The following is a 17629-nucleotide window of genomic DNA, read 5'->3' as shown; positions in this document are numbered from 1 at the left end:
TCCGTTACACCTTTTCCACGTTCACAAGGAAGGATTTAAACTCCGGCGTTTGCGTGTTCGCATCACCGACGAAAGGCGTTAACGTATTGGCTATAAAACCTTTTTTCGCCACGCCTTCGTAGCCCCAGTGAATAGGAATACCGATGGTATCGATATCCTTGCCGTCCGCTTTCAGCGTGCGAATACGCTTGGTCACCACCGCTTTGGCTTTGATATAGCCGCGGTTCGAGGAGACCTTCACGGTATCGCCATGCGCGATACCGAGCTTATTCGCCAGCTTCTCGCCAATTTCCACAAACTGTTCCGGCTGGGCGATAGCGTTAAGCAACGCGTGCTTGGTCCAGTAGTGGAAGTGCTCGGTCAGACGGTAAGTGGTTCCGACATACGGGAACTTATCCGCTTTACCCAGCGCGTCGGCATCGTCTTTAAAGATACGGGCGGCAGGGTTAGAGATAACGTTCGGGTGCAGCGGGTTAGTGCCCAGCGGCGTTTCAAACGGCTCGTAGTGTTCCGGGAACGGCCCTTCCGCCATCTTATCGATAGCAAACAGGCGGCCCATCCCTTCCGGCTGCATGATAAACGGTCCGACGTCGCTGCCGGGCGCGGCGGCGCTGTAGTCCGGAATATCCCATCCGGCCCATTTTCCGCCTTCCCATTTCAGTAGCTGACGTTTCGGGTCCCAGGGATTACCCTGCGGATCGGCGGAGGCGCGGTTATAGAGGATGCGGCGGTTAAGCGGCCATGCCCATGCCCAGCCCAGCGTGTTGCCGAGACCAGACGGGTCGGCGTTATCACGACGCGCCATCATGTTGCCTTCCGGCGTCCAGCTCCCGGCGAAAATCCAGCAGCCGCTGGACGTCGTACCGTCATCGCGCAGTTGCGCGAACGAACTGAGCTGTTGACCTTTCTTCACCACCACCGCGCCGGTTGCCGGGTCGATAAGATCGGCCAGCGCTTTACCGTTACTTTCCATCGCCACTTCTTCAGAGGCGGGTTCGTATGGTTTGGTGTAGTTCCAGGTCATATTCAGCACCTGTTCCGGGTTGGCGCCGCCCTGTTCAGAGTACATCTTACGCAGGCGTAAGAAGATACCGGCGAGGATTTCGCCGTCGGTCATGGCAATTCCCGGGGCGTCTGCGCCCTTCCAGTGCCACTGTAACCAGCGACCGGAGTTAACGATGGAACCATTTTCCTCGGCAAAACAGGTGGAAGGCAGACGGAACACTTCGGTCTGGATTTTTGCGGGATCAACGTCGTTCGACTCACCGTGGTTTTGCCAGAAGGTGGACGTTTCGGTGTTGAGCGGATCGATAGTCACCAGGTACTTCAGTTTGGAAAGCGACGCGACCACTTTGTTTTTGTTCGGGAATGAGGCCACCGGGTTAAAGCCCTGGCAGATATAGCCGTTGACCTTGCCCTGTTTCATCATCTCGAAGTACTGCAACACGTCGTAGCCTTTGTCCCACTTCGGTAGCCAGTCGAAGCCCCAGCTATTTTCCGCTGTCGCTTTATCACCAAAGAAGGCCTTCATCATTGAGACGAAGAATTTCGGATAGTTGCCCCAGTAGTTGACCTGATCCTTCAACAATGGCTTCGGCGTATTGGCAGCCAGATAGGTTTGCAAATCGGTCTGTTTTTCGCTCGGCAGCGTCAGGTAGCCCGGCAGACTTTGCGACAGCAGTCCTAAGTCGGTCAGTCCCTGAATGTTGGAGTGACCGCGCAGGGCGTTAACGCCGCCGCCCGCCATCCCCATGTTACCGAGCAGAAGCTGGATCATCGCCATAGTACGGATGTTCTGCGCGCCGATGGAATGCTGCGTCCAGCCCAGCGCGTACAGGAACGACGCGGTTTTATCTTTTGCGCTGGTTTCTGCAATGTACTCGCACACTTTCAGGAAGTCCGCTTTCGGCGTACCGCAGATATTTTCTACCACGTCCGGCGTATAGCGTGAGACATGCTGTTTCAACAGATTCCAGACACAGCGCGGGTGTTGCAGTGTCGTATCGCGTTTGGCAAAACCGTTTTCGTCCAGCTCATAGTGCCAACTGGTTTTATCGTACTGCCGCTTATCTGCGTCGTAGCCGGTGAACAGACCATCATCGAAGCCAAAATCTTCACGCACGATCAGGCTGGCATTGGTATAGGCCTCGGTGTATTCACGGTTGTATTTTTCGTTAGTCAGCAGATACAGCATCACGCCTGACAAGAAGGCAATGTCAGTACCAGAGCGTATTGGCGCATAGAAATCGGCCACCGACGCGGTACGCGTAAAGCGCGGATCGATCACAATCAGCTTCGCGCCGTTGTGAATTTTGGCTTCCATCGCCCAGCGGAACCCGACCGGGTGAGCTTCTGCGGCGTTACCGCCCATCACCACGACGAGGTTGGCGTTCTTGATGTCGACCCAGTGGTTGGTCATCGCACCGCGACCAAATGTTGGAGCAAGACTTGCTACCGTTGGTCCGTGTCAGACACGCGCCTGGTTGTCGACCGCGAGCATACCCAGCGCGCGGGAGAATTTTTGCGTTAAATAACCCGTCTCGTTACTGGATGCGGAAGCGCACAGCATCCCGGTGGTGAGCCAGCGGTTAACGGTAACGCCTTCGGCGTTCTGCGCCTGATAGTTGGCGTCGCGATCTTCCTTCATCAGTTTAGCGATGCGGTCAAACGCTTCTTCCCAACTGATCTGTTGCCACTTATCTGAACCCGGCGCGCGGTATTGCGGGAATTTCAGGCGGCTTTCAGAGTGGATAAAGTCCACCAGACCGGCTCCTTTCGGGCACAGCGCGCCACGGCTTACCGGATGATCCGGGTCCCCTTCGATATGGAAAATAGATGCTTTGGCGTTTTTCGCACCGTCGCCGAGGCTGTACATCAACAGCCCGCAGCCAACGGAACAGTAGGTGCAGGTGTTACGGGTTTCGCGGGTGCGCAGCAGTTTATATTGCCGTGTTTCCGCTAGCGCTACGCCGGGCGCGAAGCCCAGTGCCGCCGCCGTGGTGCCTGCCATACCGCCAGCGCAGATCTTAAAGAACTGCCTTCTGCTGACCTGCATGGTTTGCTCCTTGTTTCGACATTGTCACTTCTCTTTCACATTTCTCTATCCGAAACGCTCAGGGAGTGGTTGTTATTTTTCTTTGCGGACGGGCCCGCAAAGGTTCAGAATTGGATAAATTTTCCTCCATCCGGGAGGAGTTGTAACAGAATACCATAATGTTGGTGTGTGTGTTCTTATATGGTTAAAAGAAAGTGAACAATATACTGTCTGAAGAAGTCCTAAATGTGACTGATTTCACAACCTCACGCCAGTTGACTCTCTGGAAACGCGAGGATTTGCAGTCCCCCCAACTTGATGATGTTGCCGAGGAAGTGCCAGTGGCACTGGTGTATAACGGTATTTCGCATGTCGTTATGATGGCCTCTCCGAAAGATCTGACGCATTTCGCAATAGGGTTTTCTCTGTCGGAAGGGATCATTGACAGCCCGCGTGAAATCTATGGCATGGACGTTGTGCCGTCCTGTAACGGACTTGAAGTGCAGATTGATCTTTCCAGCCGTCGATTTATGGGGCTGAAAGCGCGTCGTCGCGCGCTGGCCGGACGTACCGGTTGCGGCGTATGTGGCGTGGAACAGCTCAATGACATCGGTAAGCCGGTGCAACCGCTGCCGTTTAGCCAAACGTTTAATCTCGGTAACCTTGATCGCGCGTTAAAACATCTGAATGATTTTCAACCGACGGGTAAGCTGACGGGTTGTACGCACGCTGCGGCGTGGGTCATGCCGTCGGGTGAACTGGCGGGGGGCCATGAAGATGTCGGACGCCACGTTGCGCTGGATAAACTGCTCGGCCGCCGCGCTACGGAAGGTGAGGAATGGCGGCAAGGCGCGGCGCTGGTTTCCAGTCGTGCGAGTTACGAAATGGTGCAGAAGTCGGCGATGTGCGGTGTGGAAATTTTGTTTGCGGTTTCTGCTGCCACCACGCTCGCGGTTGACGTCGCTGAACGGTGTAATCTGACGCTGGTGGGGTTCTGTAAGCCGGGTCGGGCGACGATTTATACCCATCCGCAGCGGTTAATCGCAGACTAAAATAGTACCCTCTACATTTGCGTAAAATATATATTTTCTCAATTTTACAGCCTCTCTTGATAACGGAATCACGTATAGTGGCGAGGCCATACAGGTTTTAATCGTTTTTATGCTGGACCGCAGCTTATTCCAGCCATTCACGAGGCGCTTGCTACCCGGTAATACTTCGAACGAAAAAAGCGCCCCTGGGGCGCTCTTTTGGCAGTCGCTAACGACTTATTTGCTCAGTTTAGCGGTTATATGCACGCGATTTGCAGCGTGAAAAGCTTAGAACTCACGCTCAAGATGATAGCCATTATAGGTATCGATGAGTTCGTTATAAGCTTTAACCACAGCCTCATAAGAACCATCTACCATATCGCCGCTGCCGCTATTGAGGTAGTCCTGCTCATGCGAGGTATACGCCACGTTATCGCGCACGCGCCGAATGCGTTTTTTCACCTTGCCCTGGAATTTTTCCAGCTCAGAAATAAAGCCAGGGAAGCTACGATGTTTATCTATATCAACGTTGATCTTCTCGTTTAGCTTCTGAGTATGCTCTTCAAAATCAGCGAGCTGTTTGCTTACTGCCGCCACATCAAAAGAATCATCAGCTACAGCGTCATTAAGCGTCTCGGCTTCCTGCATCGTCAAAAGCGTATAGTACTTAATGGATTTACCTTCTTTCTTCTCGGTCGCCTTAATTTCATTAGCCGCATGCTGCCCACTCATAATGGTAATCTCGGCGATATATTTCTTCGCAATGGGATCAAACTCATCGAACTGTTTTATAAACGTTTTATGGAACGCTTTAGCGCCAGCAAAGGCATCATCCTTGAAGTTATCTTGATCATAGTATTTATTCATACTATTGATTGTTTCAGCTAGTGGCCCAGCCGCATTAATAAATGCCAGAGCAGCACTATCCAGAGAGGCAAACGCCGGCTTTAATTCAGCCGCCGCCTTGATGTCTTTCCGGCAGTCCTGGATAAATGCAGGATACACAGGAACCAGCGGAGAGGGATCGTCTTCCTTACCGGTAGGACCGGTGCGGAAATCGTCGAATGTGTTAGCATAACGATTTACAGCACGGTAAATATCTGCCTGGAGATTATTATAACAATCAATGTAAACATTCAGCTTTTGGTTAAGAACATCGTTCGCATCTGCGCTTTCCGCTGATGTGGGTTGTGTATTGCTCGCTGATGAGTCCGCACTCTGAGCTACAGGTTGTTCGTCCGCTTTTTTTTCATCACAAGCGCTTAGCCCGGCAGTCATCAGCATAGCGATAATAATTGATGATAACAAATCATTTTTCATTAGAATAACCTATAAATAATATCATTGAAATTTACAGATTCATTTTAATGAAAAAAACAGGTATGTGATTTATTCAACACAAAAAATACTTAATCCATATTTCATTATAATTAACATTATCAATATCAATGTGTTCGTTAAAATAAGAGAACCCCAACGTAAATATACAAAAGGCAATTAAATGAAAAGGAATTTATTATCCTCAGCGATAATCATTGCGCTAATGACCCTGGGCGCAACAGGATGTGATGACAATAATGTTAAAACCGAGGCGACGCCGGCCGCCAGCAGTCAGCCTGCGACGCCAGCGCCTTCTCAGACGCCGGAAACGCAATCTGGCGAAAGTCCAGCGCAGCCCTCAGCAGCGAAGCCAGAAACGGCAACTCAGCCCCCGGTGGCGAAACCAGAAACGCCAGCTCAGCCGGAGGTTGACGCTGAAGAAGTTTATAGTGAAAAAATGGATGTCTATATCGATTGTTTTAATAAACTTCAATTGCCCGTTCAGCACAGTCTGGCGCGTTACGCGGATTGGGTGAAAGACTTTAAAAAAGGTCCGACAGGGAAAGAGAGCCTGGTTTATGGCATTTATGGTATTACGGAGTCTTACATAACGAATTGCCAGAAAGAGATGAAACAGGTGGCCGCCTTAACGCCATTACTTGAGCCTATTGATGGCGTTGCCGTTAGCTATATTGATAGCGCCGCCGCGCTGGGTAATACCATTAACGAAATGGAAAAATATTATACCCAGGAAAACTATAAAGATGATGCCTTTGCTAAAGGTAAGGCGCTGCATCAGACATTACTGAAGAATATCGAGGATTTTAAACCCGTCTCGGAAAAATATCATGAGGCTATTCAGGAGATAAATGACAGGCGGCAATTGACACAGTTGAAGAGAATAGAAGAAGCGGAAGGTAAAACATTTAACTATTATTCTCTGGCTGTCATGATTTCGGCAAAGCAGATCAACAAGGTTATTTCTGCCGATACCTTTGATGCCGAAGCGATGATGAAAAAAGTCGCGGAACTGGAAACAATGATTGCGCAATTGAAAGAAGTGAATACTGATGGCCGTAATTCTTCTTTCATCAGCTCTGCGGCTGATTATCAGCTACAAGCTAAAAAATATATTCGTCGCATCAGAGACAATGTTGAGTATTCTGATTTTGAAAAGAAACGGGTGCAGGACCCTGCAACAGGATGGATGGTTGCGGATTCTTATCCGGCGTCGTTGAGAAGTTATAACGAGATGGTGGATGATTATAACCGCCTGCGTTGAGTGACGGCACATTAACTGCGCACAGGCTGGCGCAAGTGCCTATAAAATTACGCTATAACGCCAATAAAAAGCGCCGATCAGGCGCTTTTTTCGTTTATGTATTCTTCATCAGGCAATATCCGTAAAAATAGCTGACGTAAACATTAACTAAAGAGAGCTATTAGAAAAACCAGTAATCTGAAGCTATCACAAGATGTTGACGTCACGCTGGAAGGTACTGGTAGTGTCATTGAGGATCGGCATTTATATGGAAAGCATTTATCCCCCTGATGCGAAAATTCTGAGCCACTTCAGCATAGGGCGGCCCAGCCTTCATCACTTATAGGGTGTCACGTCCAACTGTTCTGTAAGACGTTAATTAATACCCGCCATTCGTAATAACGCGGTCACCACTGCAGCGGCGATAATCACCACAATAAGCGGCATTTTACGCCAGGCTAAAAATACGGCGAAGCCAACCCCAAGAACGCGCGCCATTCCGGCAAAATGTTCGCCTTCGTAAAAGGTGGTCGCCAGCGCGACGGAGAATAGCAGCACCGTTGCCGCATCCGAGAGCAGCGCCTGTGAACGCTCAGACAGCGCCAGACGGCTGCCAAGTTTCGCGCCGCCGAGGCGCATCAAATAGGTTCCCGCAGATAAAAGAGCAATACCGATAATAAATAGCGTCATATTGCCCATTATTTTTTCCTCGCCAGTAGGCCAAGCAGCGAAAGCAACACCGGCAATCCGGCAGCCACAAAGGGAACGGCGGCAAGCGACAGCGCGGCGCCGCTGCAACCACGAATCAATGTGGTGCGGTTTTTAAACGCCGGGATCACCAGCGCCAGTAAGATTGCCGGGAATACGGCATCCAGACCGATGGTTTCTGGGGCCGGGAGCAGTTTGCCGACACCTGCGCCAATCAGTGTGCCAATCGGCCAGAATAGGGCGACGCCCAGACCGCATAGCCAGTAGGCGGCTTTACGTTGTTCGGGTGTTTTTTGCGACAGGCCGAACACCACGCTCTCATCATTCATAATATGGCAGCCGAAAAAGCTGGCGGCGCGGGTGCCAACCAAATCGCGCACCGTTACGCCAAACGGCACGTGGCGCGCATTCACCAGCAGTCCTGCCGCCGCCGCCGCTAACGGATTGCCGCCGCTGGCAACAATGCCGATAAACATAAATTCGGACGCGCCCGCCAGTACAAAAATAGAGAGGACAAACGGCACCCACAGTGGGAAACCGTAGGCCATCGCCAGTGAGCCATAGGACATGCCGACGACGCCCACGGCCAGGCACACTAAAAATATCGCTTTTATCGTGTCTCCCTTGAGACAGGAAAAATAGTGTTTCATCTTCTTTAGTCATATCGAACGAATTTTCATTATAATGAACGGAACAGATTTGCTTTACAAGACGAACATTTCGTTCGTTATAGTGAACGTTGGATGCTTTATGACACAACCTATCAGCGTCATTGCCAGAAGTCTGGTACGCGAACGCCAGCGAACCGGACTGTCGCTGGCGGAGATTGCGCGGCGCGCAGGCATCGCTAAATCTACGCTTTCACAACTGGAAGCAGGGAACGGCAACCCCAGCCTGGAGACGTTATGGTCGCTATGCGTCGCGCTCGACATTCCCTTTGCCAGGCTGCTGGAGCCGCAGGTACAAAAAACGCAGGTGATTCGCCGCGGAGAAGGCACCAAAGTGGTGGCGGAGCAGGCGCATTATCAGGCGATATTACTGGCGGCGTGTCCGCCCGGCGCGCGGCGTGATATCTATCTGCTGTTGACGCAGCCGGGGGCCGACCGGATCTCTCACCCGCATCCGCCGGGGTCGGTGGAACATATTATTGTTACGCAGGGAAAAGCCCTCGTCGGCTTAACCGAGGCGCCGGAAGAGCTGGCGGAGGGCGATTACATTTGTTATCCCGGCGATCAGGCGCATATCTTTAAAGCGCTGGAACCGGATACTCAGGCTATCCTGGTAGCGGAGCAGAATTGAAATTGCCGGATGGCGGCGTAACCGCCTTATCCGGCCTACAAAAAATAAAACCGTAGGCCCGGTAAGCTTGCGCCACCGGGCACACGACTTACTGCAGATAGAACACCTCTTTTAGCTCTGCGCTGACCGGGCTGTTATCCGGATTCGCGGGCATAACGTCACGCATATGTTTCCACCAACGCTGGCAAACGTCGGTGCTGGCAACGGCGTTCCAGCGCTCCTCGGATTCAATCTCAACGGTGGCGAACAGCAGATTGCGCTCCTGATCGAGATAAATCGCGTAGTGATGCGCGCCGTGAGATTTTAATACGGCTTCCAGCTCCGGCCAGATTGGGTTATGACGACGCTGATACTCCTCGTGCGCGTCGGCATTTACCTGCATCACAAAGGCTTTGCGGATCATAACGCCTCCAGGTACAGCCCGCGAACTTCATCGCGGCTGGCGGTGCGCGGGTTACACGGCGCGCACGGGTCGGCGAGGGCTTTATCCAGCCAGCCTTCGATATCTTCTTTTGTGACGCCCAGCTTGCTGAAACCTTCTGGAATGCCGACGCGTTTGCTCAGCGTACGGATAGCGTTAATCGCTTCCTGACTTGCGGCTTCGTCAGACATACCGCGCGTCTCCACGCCCATCGCCTGTGCGATGCGGGCAAAACGCGCGACGGCGTTCGGACGGTTAAAGTTCTCGACAATTGGCAGCAGGATAGCGTTGCAGACGCCGTGCGGCAGGTTGTGAGTTGCGCCCGGCTGGTGCGCCAGCGCGTGAACCAGCCCCAAACCGGCGCTGTTGAACGCCATACCCGCCAGGTACTGGCCGAATGCCATTTGCTCACGGGCTTCGAGGTTATGGCCATCGTCAACCGCTTTCGGTAGCCACACATTGATTAAGCGAATCGCTTCCAGCGCGTTAGCGTCGGTGAGCGGATGCGCGCCAACGGAGACATAGGCTTCCACCGCATGGGTCAGGGCATCCATGCCGGTTGCGGCGGTCACAGAAGCGGGGATTTCCAGCATAACGCTGGCGTCATCCACGGCAATATCCGGGATGATGTTCGGGTCGATGATCACCTCTTTGACCTTACGGGCAGAGTCGATAATCACCGCGTTGCTGGTCATCTCTGCCGCGGTACCTGCCGTAGTGTTAATCGCTACCAGCGGTACGCCGGCGTTTTTCACTTTGCCGACGCCGGAGTAGGCGGTAGATGGACCTGGGTTGGCGGTGAGGATTTTCACCGCTTTTGCGGTATCGATCGGGCTGCCGCCGCCGAAGGCGATAATGTAGTCACATTCTGCGCTCTGATACGCCGCAAAACCTTTCTGCACCAGCTCTTCTGTCGGATTTGGGAACACCTCATCAAACAGGTGGTAAGACATTTGATGTTCATCCAGTGCGCTAAACAGGCTATCCAGCAGGCCCAGCTTTACCAGTTGACCATCGGTAACGATCAGCGCTTTGCCCCATTGCTTATTCGCCACGAGGTTCACCATATCGGCAATCGCTCCAGCGCCATGCAGGCTAATTTTTGGCAGTGCCAACATAAAGCTCATCACTATTCTCCTTAAAAAAATTCCCTGTTGCCCGATGGCGCTACGCTTATCGGGCCTACGGTAAAATGCGCACCGTCCTGTAGGCCGGATAAGGCAAAGCCGCATCCGGCGTTGAGTTGGCAGGTATCAGTACAGCGCTACGGCGCTGGCCAGCGGTGTCACGCCAAAACGTTTGCCGAGTGCGACCAGTTCTTCGCGCGTGATGGTCTGCTTCATACCGCCCATCGAATAGATTTTGACTAATACCTCAGCGGATTTCTCTGCGGTATCTATCAAACCGAAGGTTTCATCCAGCGTAGGTCCGCTTCCGAACACGCCGTGGAACGGCCACAGTACCAGCGAATGTTTCTGCATTTCTTGCGCGGTAGCCTGGCCGATTTCATCGGTGCCTGGCACCATCCACGGCAGAATGCCGACACCGTCCGGGAATACCACCAGGCATTCGGTGCTGCCTTCCCACAGTTTGCGGGTGATCAGCGCAGTGTTGTTTTCCAGTACGTAGGTGAGGGCGATCAGGTTAGTCGCATGGCAATGCATAATGACGCGGTCTTTGCCGTGGGTGGCTTTGATGCGTTCGCAGTGGGAAAGGAAATGCGCCGGGAGTTCAGAGGTGGGTACCGCGTCGTGGGTTAAGCCCCACAGAATGTGGTAGCCTGCGCCGTCGCTGTCGATTTTGACCACGCCTAAATTGGCTGCCGGATCGAGCTGCACGTTGCGAAAGAATTTGCCGGAACCGGTAACAATAAACGGCGTGTTCGCCAGCAGCGGCATGGGTTGACTTAGCGCGATGTAGCGCGGTTTTTCGTGGAAATTAGCTGCAAACGGTGCGATATCGGCTTCATCCAGACGCAGCGTCAGGTTACCGCCATTACGTTCGTCCCACCCTTTCAGCCACGCATCAGACGTGGCTTTAATCATGCCCTGGACAAACCAGGAATCGGTAATATTTTGCATGTTCGTGTTCCCATTTATTGCCCGAAGGTTATTCGGGTCTTACGTAGGCCGGATAAGCGCAGCGCCATCCGGCAATCGTGTTTCATTTATTGCCGGATGGCGACGCGGGCGTCTTATCCGGCCTACAGATCAGGTGTCGCTGTCAGCTACGTTTGCTCAGGATCTCTTTTTCGTAGGCGCGAACGCTGTCCAGCCACTGGCTGCCAGCCGGCGTGTCGTGACGCTGGCAATACATTTCCCAGACGGCCTGCCACGGCAGAGATTTCTGCTCTTCCAGCAGCGCCAGACGCGCGGTGTAATCGCCGCTGGCCTCAAGCTGACGCAGTTGATCTGTGGGTTCCAGCAGAGCGCGCAGCAGCGCTTTTTTCATGTTGCGGGTACCGATAACCCACGCGGCGACACGGTTGATAGAGGCGTCGAAGAAATCCAGGCCGATATGCACACGGTCGAACAGGTTATGACGGACGATCTCGCTGGCAATTGCCTGGGTTTCATCGTCCAGGAGCACCACGTGGTCGCTATCCCAGCGTACCGGGCGGCTGACGTGCAGCAGCAGCCGTGGCACATAGAGCATGGCGGCGGAAATTTTGTCGGAAATCACTTCAGTGGGATGGAAGTGGCCCGCATCCAGGCACAGCGCGGTCTGACGGCTGGTGGCGTAGCCCATGTAGAACTCATTGGAGCCGACGGTGTAGCTTTCCGCGCCGATGCCAAACAGTTTGCTCTCAACGGCGTCGATGTGGTGCGCCGGGTCGAATTTCTCGCTAATGACCTCATCCAGCGCTTCCAGCAGGCGCTGGCGCGGGGCTAAACGGTCGACGGTAATGTCTTTCATGCCGTCCGGAATCCAGATGTTCATCACCGACGGCGTACCGAGCTGCTCACCAAAGTATGCCGAGACGCGGCGGCTGGCCTTGCAGTGATCGATCCAGAACTGGCGAATTTTCGCGTCTGGATGAGAGAGGGTAAAACCGTCAGCGCTCAGTGGATGAGAAAAACAGGTGGGGTTGAAATCCAGCCCCAGCCGGCTCGCTTTCGCCCACTCCACCCAGTTTTTAAAATGCTCCGGTTTGATCTGGTCGCGAGCAACCGGCGTATCCGACTCAAGGTAAATGGCGTGCAGGTTCAGCCGTTTTGGTCCTGGGATCAGACGCAGCGCCTGTTCCAGATCGGCGCGCAGTTCGGTGGCGTTACGCGCTTTGCCCGGATAGTTGCCGGTCGACTGAATTCCGCCCGTCAACGAACCTTCCGGGTTCTCGAATCCGGCAACATCGTCGCCCTGCCAGCAGTGCATGGAAACCGGCAGGCGATCGAGCTGGCGCAGCGCCTCCTCGACATCAATACCTACTGCGGCGAAACGTTGTTTTGCCAGTTCCCAGGCTTGTTCCAGTTGAGTGGTCATGCGCAAAGCTCCTTTGTCTGTCGTTTGGGTTGAAACTGCGCAACGTGGCGGGCAATTTCACTATCAGGATTAGGGATATAGGTTGTCAGGTCGTAGTTAGCGCTGACGACCTGACGGAAGTCATCGATGTTGTTTAATTCGTCGAGGGTCATAAGCTGAATACCAATATTGCCAAGGGTGGAGGCTTCAACCGGCCCGGCCATCACGCGAATACCACATGCATCGGCGCACAACTGGTTGAGTAGCGCGTTTTGGCATCCGCCGCCGACAATATGCAGTTGGGTAAATTTTTCGCCGCGCAGATTTGCCAGTTCGTGCAGAATGTCGGCATACAACAGCGCCAGACTGTCGAAAATGCAGCGCGCCAGTTCGGCATCGCTGACGGGAACGGGCTGGTCGGTCTCGCGACAGGCGGCCTGGATTTCGGCGTGCATATCGTCAGGATTGATAAAGCGATCGTCATTCGGGTTAATCAGGAAACGGCAGGCCGGCAGCGCTTCTGTTTGGGCGATAAGCGCAGGCAGATCGGTAATGCGCCGTTCTTTCAGCACGCGCTGGAGCAGCCACAAACCCATAATGTTTTTCAGTACCCGATAACGCCCTTCCGCGCCGCCTTCGTTGGTGATATTGGCGGCCAGCGCCTCATCAGTGGTGTAGGGCATTTTGCTTTCAAAACCCATCAATGACCAGGTGCCTGAAGACAGGTAAGCGCTATGTTTATTTGCCAGCGGAGAGGCAATAACGGCGCTGGCGGTATCGTGGCTGGCGACGGCTACCACCGGAATACGGTTGCCCTGCGGGCAAATCCAGTCGCCGATAACATTGCCAGGGTGCGAGGGGCGACCGAACCAGCTCTTTTTCGCGCCAGTCCACGCCAGCAGGGTATCGTCCCAGTCATCGGTATTGATATTGACCAACTGGGTGGTCGTGGCGTTGGTGTATTCCCAGTTCATTTCACCGGTCAGGCGGTAGCTGAAATAATCGGGCATCAGCAGCGCATGAGCGACCTGCGCCGTTAACTCAGGCTGTTGTTTCGTCAGCGCGCGTAGCTGATAGATGGTGTTAAACGGCAGAAATTGAATCCCGCTGCGGCGATAGATTTCGCTTTTGCCGATCTGGACCAGCGCTTGCGGCATGATGCCCGTGGTACGGTTATCGCGGTAGGAGACCGGCAGGCCGACACGCTGACCTTGTTTATCCAGCAGGACATAATCGACGCCCCAGGTGTCGATGCCGATGCTGTCGATAAGAATGCCTTCATTGCAGACTTTCTTCAGACCAAGACGGATATCCTTTTCCAGACTGTCGATGTCCCAGGTGTCAAACCCGTCTGTTTTTTGTAGGCAGTTCACAAAACGGTGAATTTCACGTAGCGTCAGGGTACGGTGTTTGCTGTCGTAACGCGCCAGCATCACGCGCCCGCTGGATGCGCCGAGATCAACCGCGACACAATGGCGAAAAGTCATAATCAGGTCCTTCTTAGAGTCATTGCGCACAGTCTAAAAAAGCCCTCAAAGACCTACCTTCTCGTTACTGACAGGAAAATGAGCCGCTGGCAACAAGGCAAAGATGAACGTGATAGCGTTCACAGTTTCTACTAATAGGCCGGTGTGATGTCGTCCGCATTTCCCGCTTTTTCCCGCCTTTTCTTGAAAAAAAGACCATGTTTGCGCGCTTTAGCGTCAAAAATTTAAGGTGAGGCCGATAACCCTTAATTACTATTCGGACATGTTGAATTCAGGAGGAAGCAACCATGACCGTACTGCATAGCGTGGATTTTTTTCCATCAGGTAAAGCGCCCGTGGCGATTGAACCTCGTCTGCCGCAAGCCGCTTTCCCTGAACATCATCATGATTTTCATGAAATCGTGATTGTGGAACACGGTACGGGCATTCATGTATTCAACGGGCAGCCGTATACCATCAGCGGCGGTACCGTGTGTTTTGTTCGCGATCACGACCGGCATTTATATGAACATACCGACAACCTATGCCTGACGAATGTACTGTGGCGTTCACCGGACGCCTTCCAGTTCCTGGCGGGGTTGGATCAATTGCTGCCGCAGGAGCAGGATGGTTACTATCCTTCTCACTGGCGGGTGAATCAGAGTGTGTTGCAGCAGGTGCGCCAGTTGGTCGGTCTGATGGAGCGCGCCGGAGACGGCGTGGATGCGCCTGCCGTGGCGAATCGCGAAATTTTGTTTATGCAACTACTGGTGTTGTTACGCCGCAGTAGCCTGATGGAAGGCGCGACCAATAACGACGCCAAACTCAACCAACTGATGGCATGGCTGGAAGACCATTTTGCGGAAGAGGTTTGCTGGGAGGCGGTAGCTGAACAGTTTTCGCTGTCGCTACGCACGCTGCATCGTCAGCTTAAACAGCATACCGGGCTGACGCCGCAACGTTACCTTAATCGCCTGCGTTTGATCAAAGCCCGGCATTTATTGCGCCATAGCGATCATAGCGTGACAGAAATCGCGTACCGTTGCGGTTTTGGCGACAGTAACCACTTTTCGACTCTGTTTCGCCGAGAATTTAACTGGTCGCCGCGGGATATCCGTCAGGGACGCGATGCGATGATCCAGTAACGCGAACGCTATCAACGTTTTCGTCGCCAATATGCTGATAATTATACCCTTTAATACCGGATGGCGGCTGCGCCTTACCTGGCCTACGGCGGCGAGCGGTAGACAGAATAAGCGTAGCGCCATCCGGCAAGCATTCAACATGAGGTGCTGCGGTGGCAAATCAGTTAATCCTTTTGAAAAAAGATTTTTTTACTGATGAGCAGCAGGCCGTTACGGTTGCCGATCGCTATCCACAGGATGTTTTTGCGGAACATACGCATGAGTTTTGTGAACTGGTGATGGTCTGGCGGGGCAATGGCCTACACGTTCTTAATGAGCGCCCATACAGAATTACCCGCGGCGATCTGTTTTACATTCGTGCTGAAGACAAACACTCCTATACTTCCGTTAACGATCTGGTGCTGCAAAATATTATTTACTGCCCGGAGCGTTTGAAACTCAATGTAAACTGGCAGGCGATGATTCCCGGCTTTCAGGGAGCGCAGTGGCATCCTCACTGGCGGCTGGGCAGTATGGGAATGAATCAGGCGCGGCAGGTCATTAACCAGCTTGAACATGAGAGTAATGGACGCGATCCGCTGGCGAATGAGATGGCGGAATTGCTGTTTGGTCAACTGGTGATGACGTTAAAACGGCATCGCTACGCGACCGACGATCTTCCGGCAACCTCCCGAGAAACCCTGTTGGATAAATTAATTACCGCTTTGGCTAATAGCCTTGAGTGTCCCTTTGCGCTGGATGCGTTTTGCCAGCAGGAACAATGCAGCGAACGGGTGCTGCGGCAGCAGTTTCGCGCCCAAACCGGGATGACGATTAATCAATATTTACGCCAGGTCCGTATTTGCCACGCGCAGTATCTGCTTCAGCATAGCCCGCTGATGATTAGCGAGATTTCGATGCAGTGCGGTTTTGAAGATAGTAATTATTTTTCAGTGGTGTTCACGCGGGAAACCGGGATGACGCCGAGCCAATGGCGTCATCTCAGTAATCAAAGCGATTAACTGGCCATGCCTAAACCGACAATATTCGCCGCGATAATAATTACCACGCAGCCGAGGCTTAATACGGCAACGGGACGGCGGCCAGCATTTTTCCACTCTTTTAGCACCAGACCGACAAGCCCCCCGCACAGCACATAGAAGCTCATGTGCAGCATCCAGCTCATGTAGTCATATTGCGCTGGAATGCGCGCGTGACCCCAGGCATAGAAAAAGAACTGTAAATACCACATCAGACCGCCAAGCGCGGACAGCAGAATATTGCTGATAATCAACGGTCTTGCCAGCGAGAAGTCGGCTTTTATCGACAGATTTTGCACTTTTGCCAGGCGGATAAAACAGAAACCGAGGTTCACCAGCGCGCCGCCGCCCATAATCACCACGTAACTCGGCAGCGCGACATAGAGCGGGTCAACGCCAAGCGCGGCAGCAGCTTCATGCATCGGTTTCGCGGCGTTCATGGCAAAAGACATCCCCGCCGAGAAAATACCGCACATCACTGCCAGCAGAAGCCCTTTCTTCAGATTGAACTCCTCCGCTTTAATGCCCATTTTGCGTTCTTTTAACTGTCCGGCGCGCGTCACAATCCCGACGCCGATCAGCGCGACAAAAACGCCAAGTAGCGTCATGCGTCCCCCTTCGGTATGGATTAACACATCGAAGTTACCGTTGATGATAGGCGTCATCAGCGTGCCGACGATAAGCGTAATGCCGATAGCGATGCCGATACCCATCGACATCCCGAGATAACGCATGGTCAGACCGTAATTAATATTGCCGATGCCCCACATGGCGCCGAACAGAAAAACCGGTAAAAGGGTGGAGAGGTTAAACTGCCCATAATAGGCCCAGAAATCAGGCAGTAACAGAGCGCTAATTGTCCACGGCAGAATAAGCCATGAGACGATGCCGCCCACTGACCACATGGTTTCCCATGACCACTGTTTCACTTGCTTGAACGGGGCATAGAAGCAGGCTGCACTGGCCGCCCCTATCAAATGCCAGAAAATACCCATCGTAATCGCGTTACTCATGACATGTTCCTCATTATTTTTTATGGACGGGATACCCCTTCCGTTTGCATGAGTTTAAAAATTACGCAGCCTGGTAACCTTATAACGATTGCCGCCGTTGGGTGTATTCTGGCAATCAGCACGTTAATGAAGTGATTAACTTCACGTTTTAAAAAAGTCGGAGCGCATCGTGACCGTCTGGATGTTATTTAAATCAGTGGGTAATATTTGTTTTTCTAAAATACCTTCATCATAACGACACGAAACGACTTAGCTGGCAACAATACAAAGAAAACGCTGCGTGAGATCACATAATGGGAATGGTCTGACTTACCGTTTGATAAAAGGGTAGTTATACAGTAATTATTTGGTTGTTTTATTTGTATTTACAATTTAAATATATTGAAATTAACGTTAGGAATCAATGAAATATAAGTATAAGGAAATTCCTATATTAGTGTTGTTGATGGT

Annotated in this window: 15 protein-coding genes; 5 read left to right on the top strand and 10 right to left on the bottom strand. The window is 52.6% G+C overall.

The window, feature by feature from the left end; translation table 11 throughout:
* Positions 1-4 precede the first annotated feature (4 nt).
* On the bottom strand, positions 5-3055 hold the full coding sequence (gene fdnG, locus J4617_RS21255) for a formate dehydrogenase-N subunit alpha (RefSeq protein WP_077248424.1): 3051 nt from the start codon (positions 3053-3055) through the stop codon (positions 5-7).
* A 194-nt stretch (positions 3056-3249) separates the two neighbouring features.
* On the opposite strand from fdnG, the gene fdhD reads away from it, so the two are divergent.
* A complete protein-coding gene (fdhD, locus tag J4617_RS21250) occupies positions 3250-4086 on the top strand; it encodes a formate dehydrogenase accessory sulfurtransferase FdhD (protein ID WP_001059739.1) in 837 nt (278 codons plus the stop codon).
* Between the two features lie 267 nt (positions 4087-4353).
* On the opposite strand, the gene J4617_RS21245 is transcribed toward fdhD, so the two are convergent.
* Positions 4354-5385 carry a YiiG family protein gene (locus J4617_RS21245; RefSeq protein WP_022544684.1) on the bottom strand — a complete coding sequence of 344 codons (1032 nt, stop codon included), beginning with the start codon at positions 5383-5385 and terminating at the stop codon, positions 4354-4356.
* Positions 5386-5566: 181 nt separating this feature from the next.
* Between J4617_RS21245 and J4617_RS21240 the strand changes: the two genes are divergently transcribed.
* On the top strand, positions 5567-6667 hold the full coding sequence (locus tag J4617_RS21240; RefSeq protein WP_000828052.1) for a YiiG family protein: 1101 nt from the start codon (positions 5567-5569) through the stop codon (positions 6665-6667).
* 354 nt (positions 6668-7021) lie between these two features.
* On the opposite strand, the gene J4617_RS21235 is transcribed toward J4617_RS21240, so the two are convergent.
* Together J4617_RS21235 and J4617_RS21230 are read right to left on the bottom strand one after the other, a co-directional pair.
* Positions 7022-7345, bottom strand: a complete 324-nt coding sequence (locus tag J4617_RS21235) for an AzlD domain-containing protein (RefSeq protein ID WP_000527677.1) — start codon at positions 7343-7345, stop codon at positions 7022-7024.
* Positions 7345-8004, bottom strand: a complete 660-nt coding sequence (locus J4617_RS21230) for an AzlC family ABC transporter permease (protein ID WP_000683586.1) — start codon at positions 8002-8004, stop codon at positions 7345-7347. The genes J4617_RS21235 and J4617_RS21230 overlap by 1 nt, the downstream gene beginning before the upstream one ends.
* Before the next feature lie 100 nt (positions 8005-8104).
* Between J4617_RS21230 and J4617_RS21225 the strand changes: the two genes are divergently transcribed.
* Positions 8105-8653 (top strand): XRE family transcriptional regulator, encoded by a 549-nt coding sequence (locus J4617_RS21225; RefSeq protein WP_001517951.1) that lies wholly within the window; start codon positions 8105-8107, stop codon positions 8651-8653.
* An 88-nt stretch (positions 8654-8741) separates the two neighbouring features.
* On the opposite strand, the gene rhaM is transcribed toward J4617_RS21225, so the two are convergent.
* From rhaM to rhaB, 5 genes are all read right to left on the bottom strand, one after another.
* The gene (rhaM, locus tag J4617_RS21220) at positions 8742-9056 is read right to left on the bottom strand and encodes an L-rhamnose mutarotase (protein ID WP_000619478.1); all 315 of its coding nucleotides are present in this window, start codon (positions 9054-9056) and stop codon (positions 8742-8744) included.
* Entirely contained in the window at positions 9053-10201 is a 1149-nt protein-coding gene (gene fucO, locus J4617_RS21215; protein WP_001627376.1) for a lactaldehyde reductase, read from the bottom strand. The genes rhaM and fucO overlap by 4 nt, the downstream gene beginning before the upstream one ends.
* A gap of 126 nt (positions 10202-10327) precedes the next feature.
* On the bottom strand, positions 10328-11155 hold the full coding sequence (gene rhaD, locus J4617_RS21210; RefSeq protein ID WP_001179685.1) for a rhamnulose-1-phosphate aldolase: 828 nt from the start codon (positions 11153-11155) through the stop codon (positions 10328-10330).
* Positions 11156-11297: 142 nt separating this feature from the next.
* A complete protein-coding gene (gene rhaA, locus J4617_RS21205) occupies positions 11298-12557 on the bottom strand; it encodes an L-rhamnose isomerase (protein WP_208290711.1) in 1260 nt (419 codons plus the stop codon).
* Positions 12554-14023 carry a rhamnulokinase gene (rhaB, locus tag J4617_RS21200; RefSeq protein WP_017466167.1) on the bottom strand — a complete coding sequence of 490 codons (1470 nt, stop codon included), beginning with the start codon at positions 14021-14023 and terminating at the stop codon, positions 12554-12556. Before rhaB ends, rhaA begins: the two co-directional genes overlap by 4 nt.
* Positions 14024-14310: 287 nt before the next feature.
* Between rhaB and rhaS the strand changes: the two genes are divergently transcribed.
* Together rhaS and rhaR are read left to right on the top strand one after the other, a co-directional pair.
* Positions 14311-15147, top strand: a complete 837-nt coding sequence (gene rhaS, locus J4617_RS21195) for an HTH-type transcriptional activator RhaS (RefSeq protein WP_017466166.1) — start codon at positions 14311-14313, stop codon at positions 15145-15147.
* 152 nt (positions 15148-15299) lie between these two features.
* Positions 15300-16148 carry an HTH-type transcriptional activator RhaR gene (gene rhaR / locus J4617_RS21190; protein WP_000013290.1) on the top strand — a complete coding sequence of 283 codons (849 nt, stop codon included), beginning with the start codon at positions 15300-15302 and terminating at the stop codon, positions 16146-16148.
* Here the strand turns inward: rhaR and rhaT are convergent.
* The gene (gene rhaT, locus J4617_RS21185) at positions 16145-17179 is read right to left on the bottom strand and encodes an L-rhamnose/proton symporter RhaT (RefSeq protein ID WP_000063541.1); all 1035 of its coding nucleotides are present in this window, start codon (positions 17177-17179) and stop codon (positions 16145-16147) included. The two genes, rhaR and rhaT, sit on opposite strands and share 4 nt — an antisense overlap.
* Between the last annotated feature and the right edge of the window lie 450 nt (positions 17180-17629).

Source organism: Salmonella sp. 32010601201800023SM (genome assembly GCF_017572235.1).
Taxonomy (GTDB): Bacteria; Pseudomonadota; Gammaproteobacteria; order Enterobacterales; family Enterobacteriaceae; genus Salmonella; species Salmonella enterica.
The sequence above is the reverse complement of the archived record's forward strand: the minus strand, read 5'-3'. Positions and strand labels throughout refer to the sequence as shown.

What these genes read in the sequence shown, in the direction of transcription:
- J4617_RS21245 (WP_022544684.1), bottom strand. Translation starts at nt 5,385, where the DNA reads ATGAAAAATGATTTGTTATCATCAATTATTATCGCTATGCTGATGACT.
- J4617_RS21240 (WP_000828052.1), top strand. Translation starts at nt 5,567, where the DNA reads ATGAAAAGGAATTTATTATCCTCAGCGATAATCATTGCGCTAATGACC.
- J4617_RS21235 (WP_000527677.1), bottom strand. Translation starts at nt 7,345, where the DNA reads ATGGGCAATATGACGCTATTTATTATCGGTATTGCTCTTTTATCTGCG.
- J4617_RS21230 (WP_000683586.1), bottom strand. Translation starts at nt 8,004, where the DNA reads ATGAAACACTATTTTTCCTGTCTCAAGGGAGACACGATAAAAGCGATA.
- J4617_RS21225 (WP_001517951.1), top strand. Translation starts at nt 8,105, where the DNA reads ATGACACAACCTATCAGCGTCATTGCCAGAAGTCTGGTACGCGAACGC.
- rhaM (WP_000619478.1), bottom strand. Translation starts at nt 9,056, where the DNA reads ATGATCCGCAAAGCCTTTGTGATGCAGGTAAATGCCGACGCGCACGAG.
- fucO (WP_001627376.1), bottom strand. Translation starts at nt 10,201, where the DNA reads ATGAGCTTTATGTTGGCACTGCCAAAAATTAGCCTGCATGGCGCTGGA.
- rhaD (WP_001179685.1), bottom strand. Translation starts at nt 11,155, where the DNA reads ATGCAAAATATTACCGATTCCTGGTTTGTCCAGGGCATGATTAAAGCC.
- rhaA (WP_208290711.1), bottom strand. Translation starts at nt 12,557, where the DNA reads ATGACCACTCAACTGGAACAAGCCTGGGAACTGGCAAAACAACGTTTC.
- rhaB (WP_017466167.1), bottom strand. Translation starts at nt 14,023, where the DNA reads ATGACTTTTCGCCATTGTGTCGCGGTTGATCTCGGCGCATCCAGCGGG.
- rhaS (WP_017466166.1), top strand. Translation starts at nt 14,311, where the DNA reads ATGACCGTACTGCATAGCGTGGATTTTTTTCCATCAGGTAAAGCGCCC.
- rhaT (WP_000063541.1), bottom strand. Translation starts at nt 17,179, where the DNA reads ATGAGTAACGCGATTACGATGGGTATTTTCTGGCATTTGATAGGGGCG.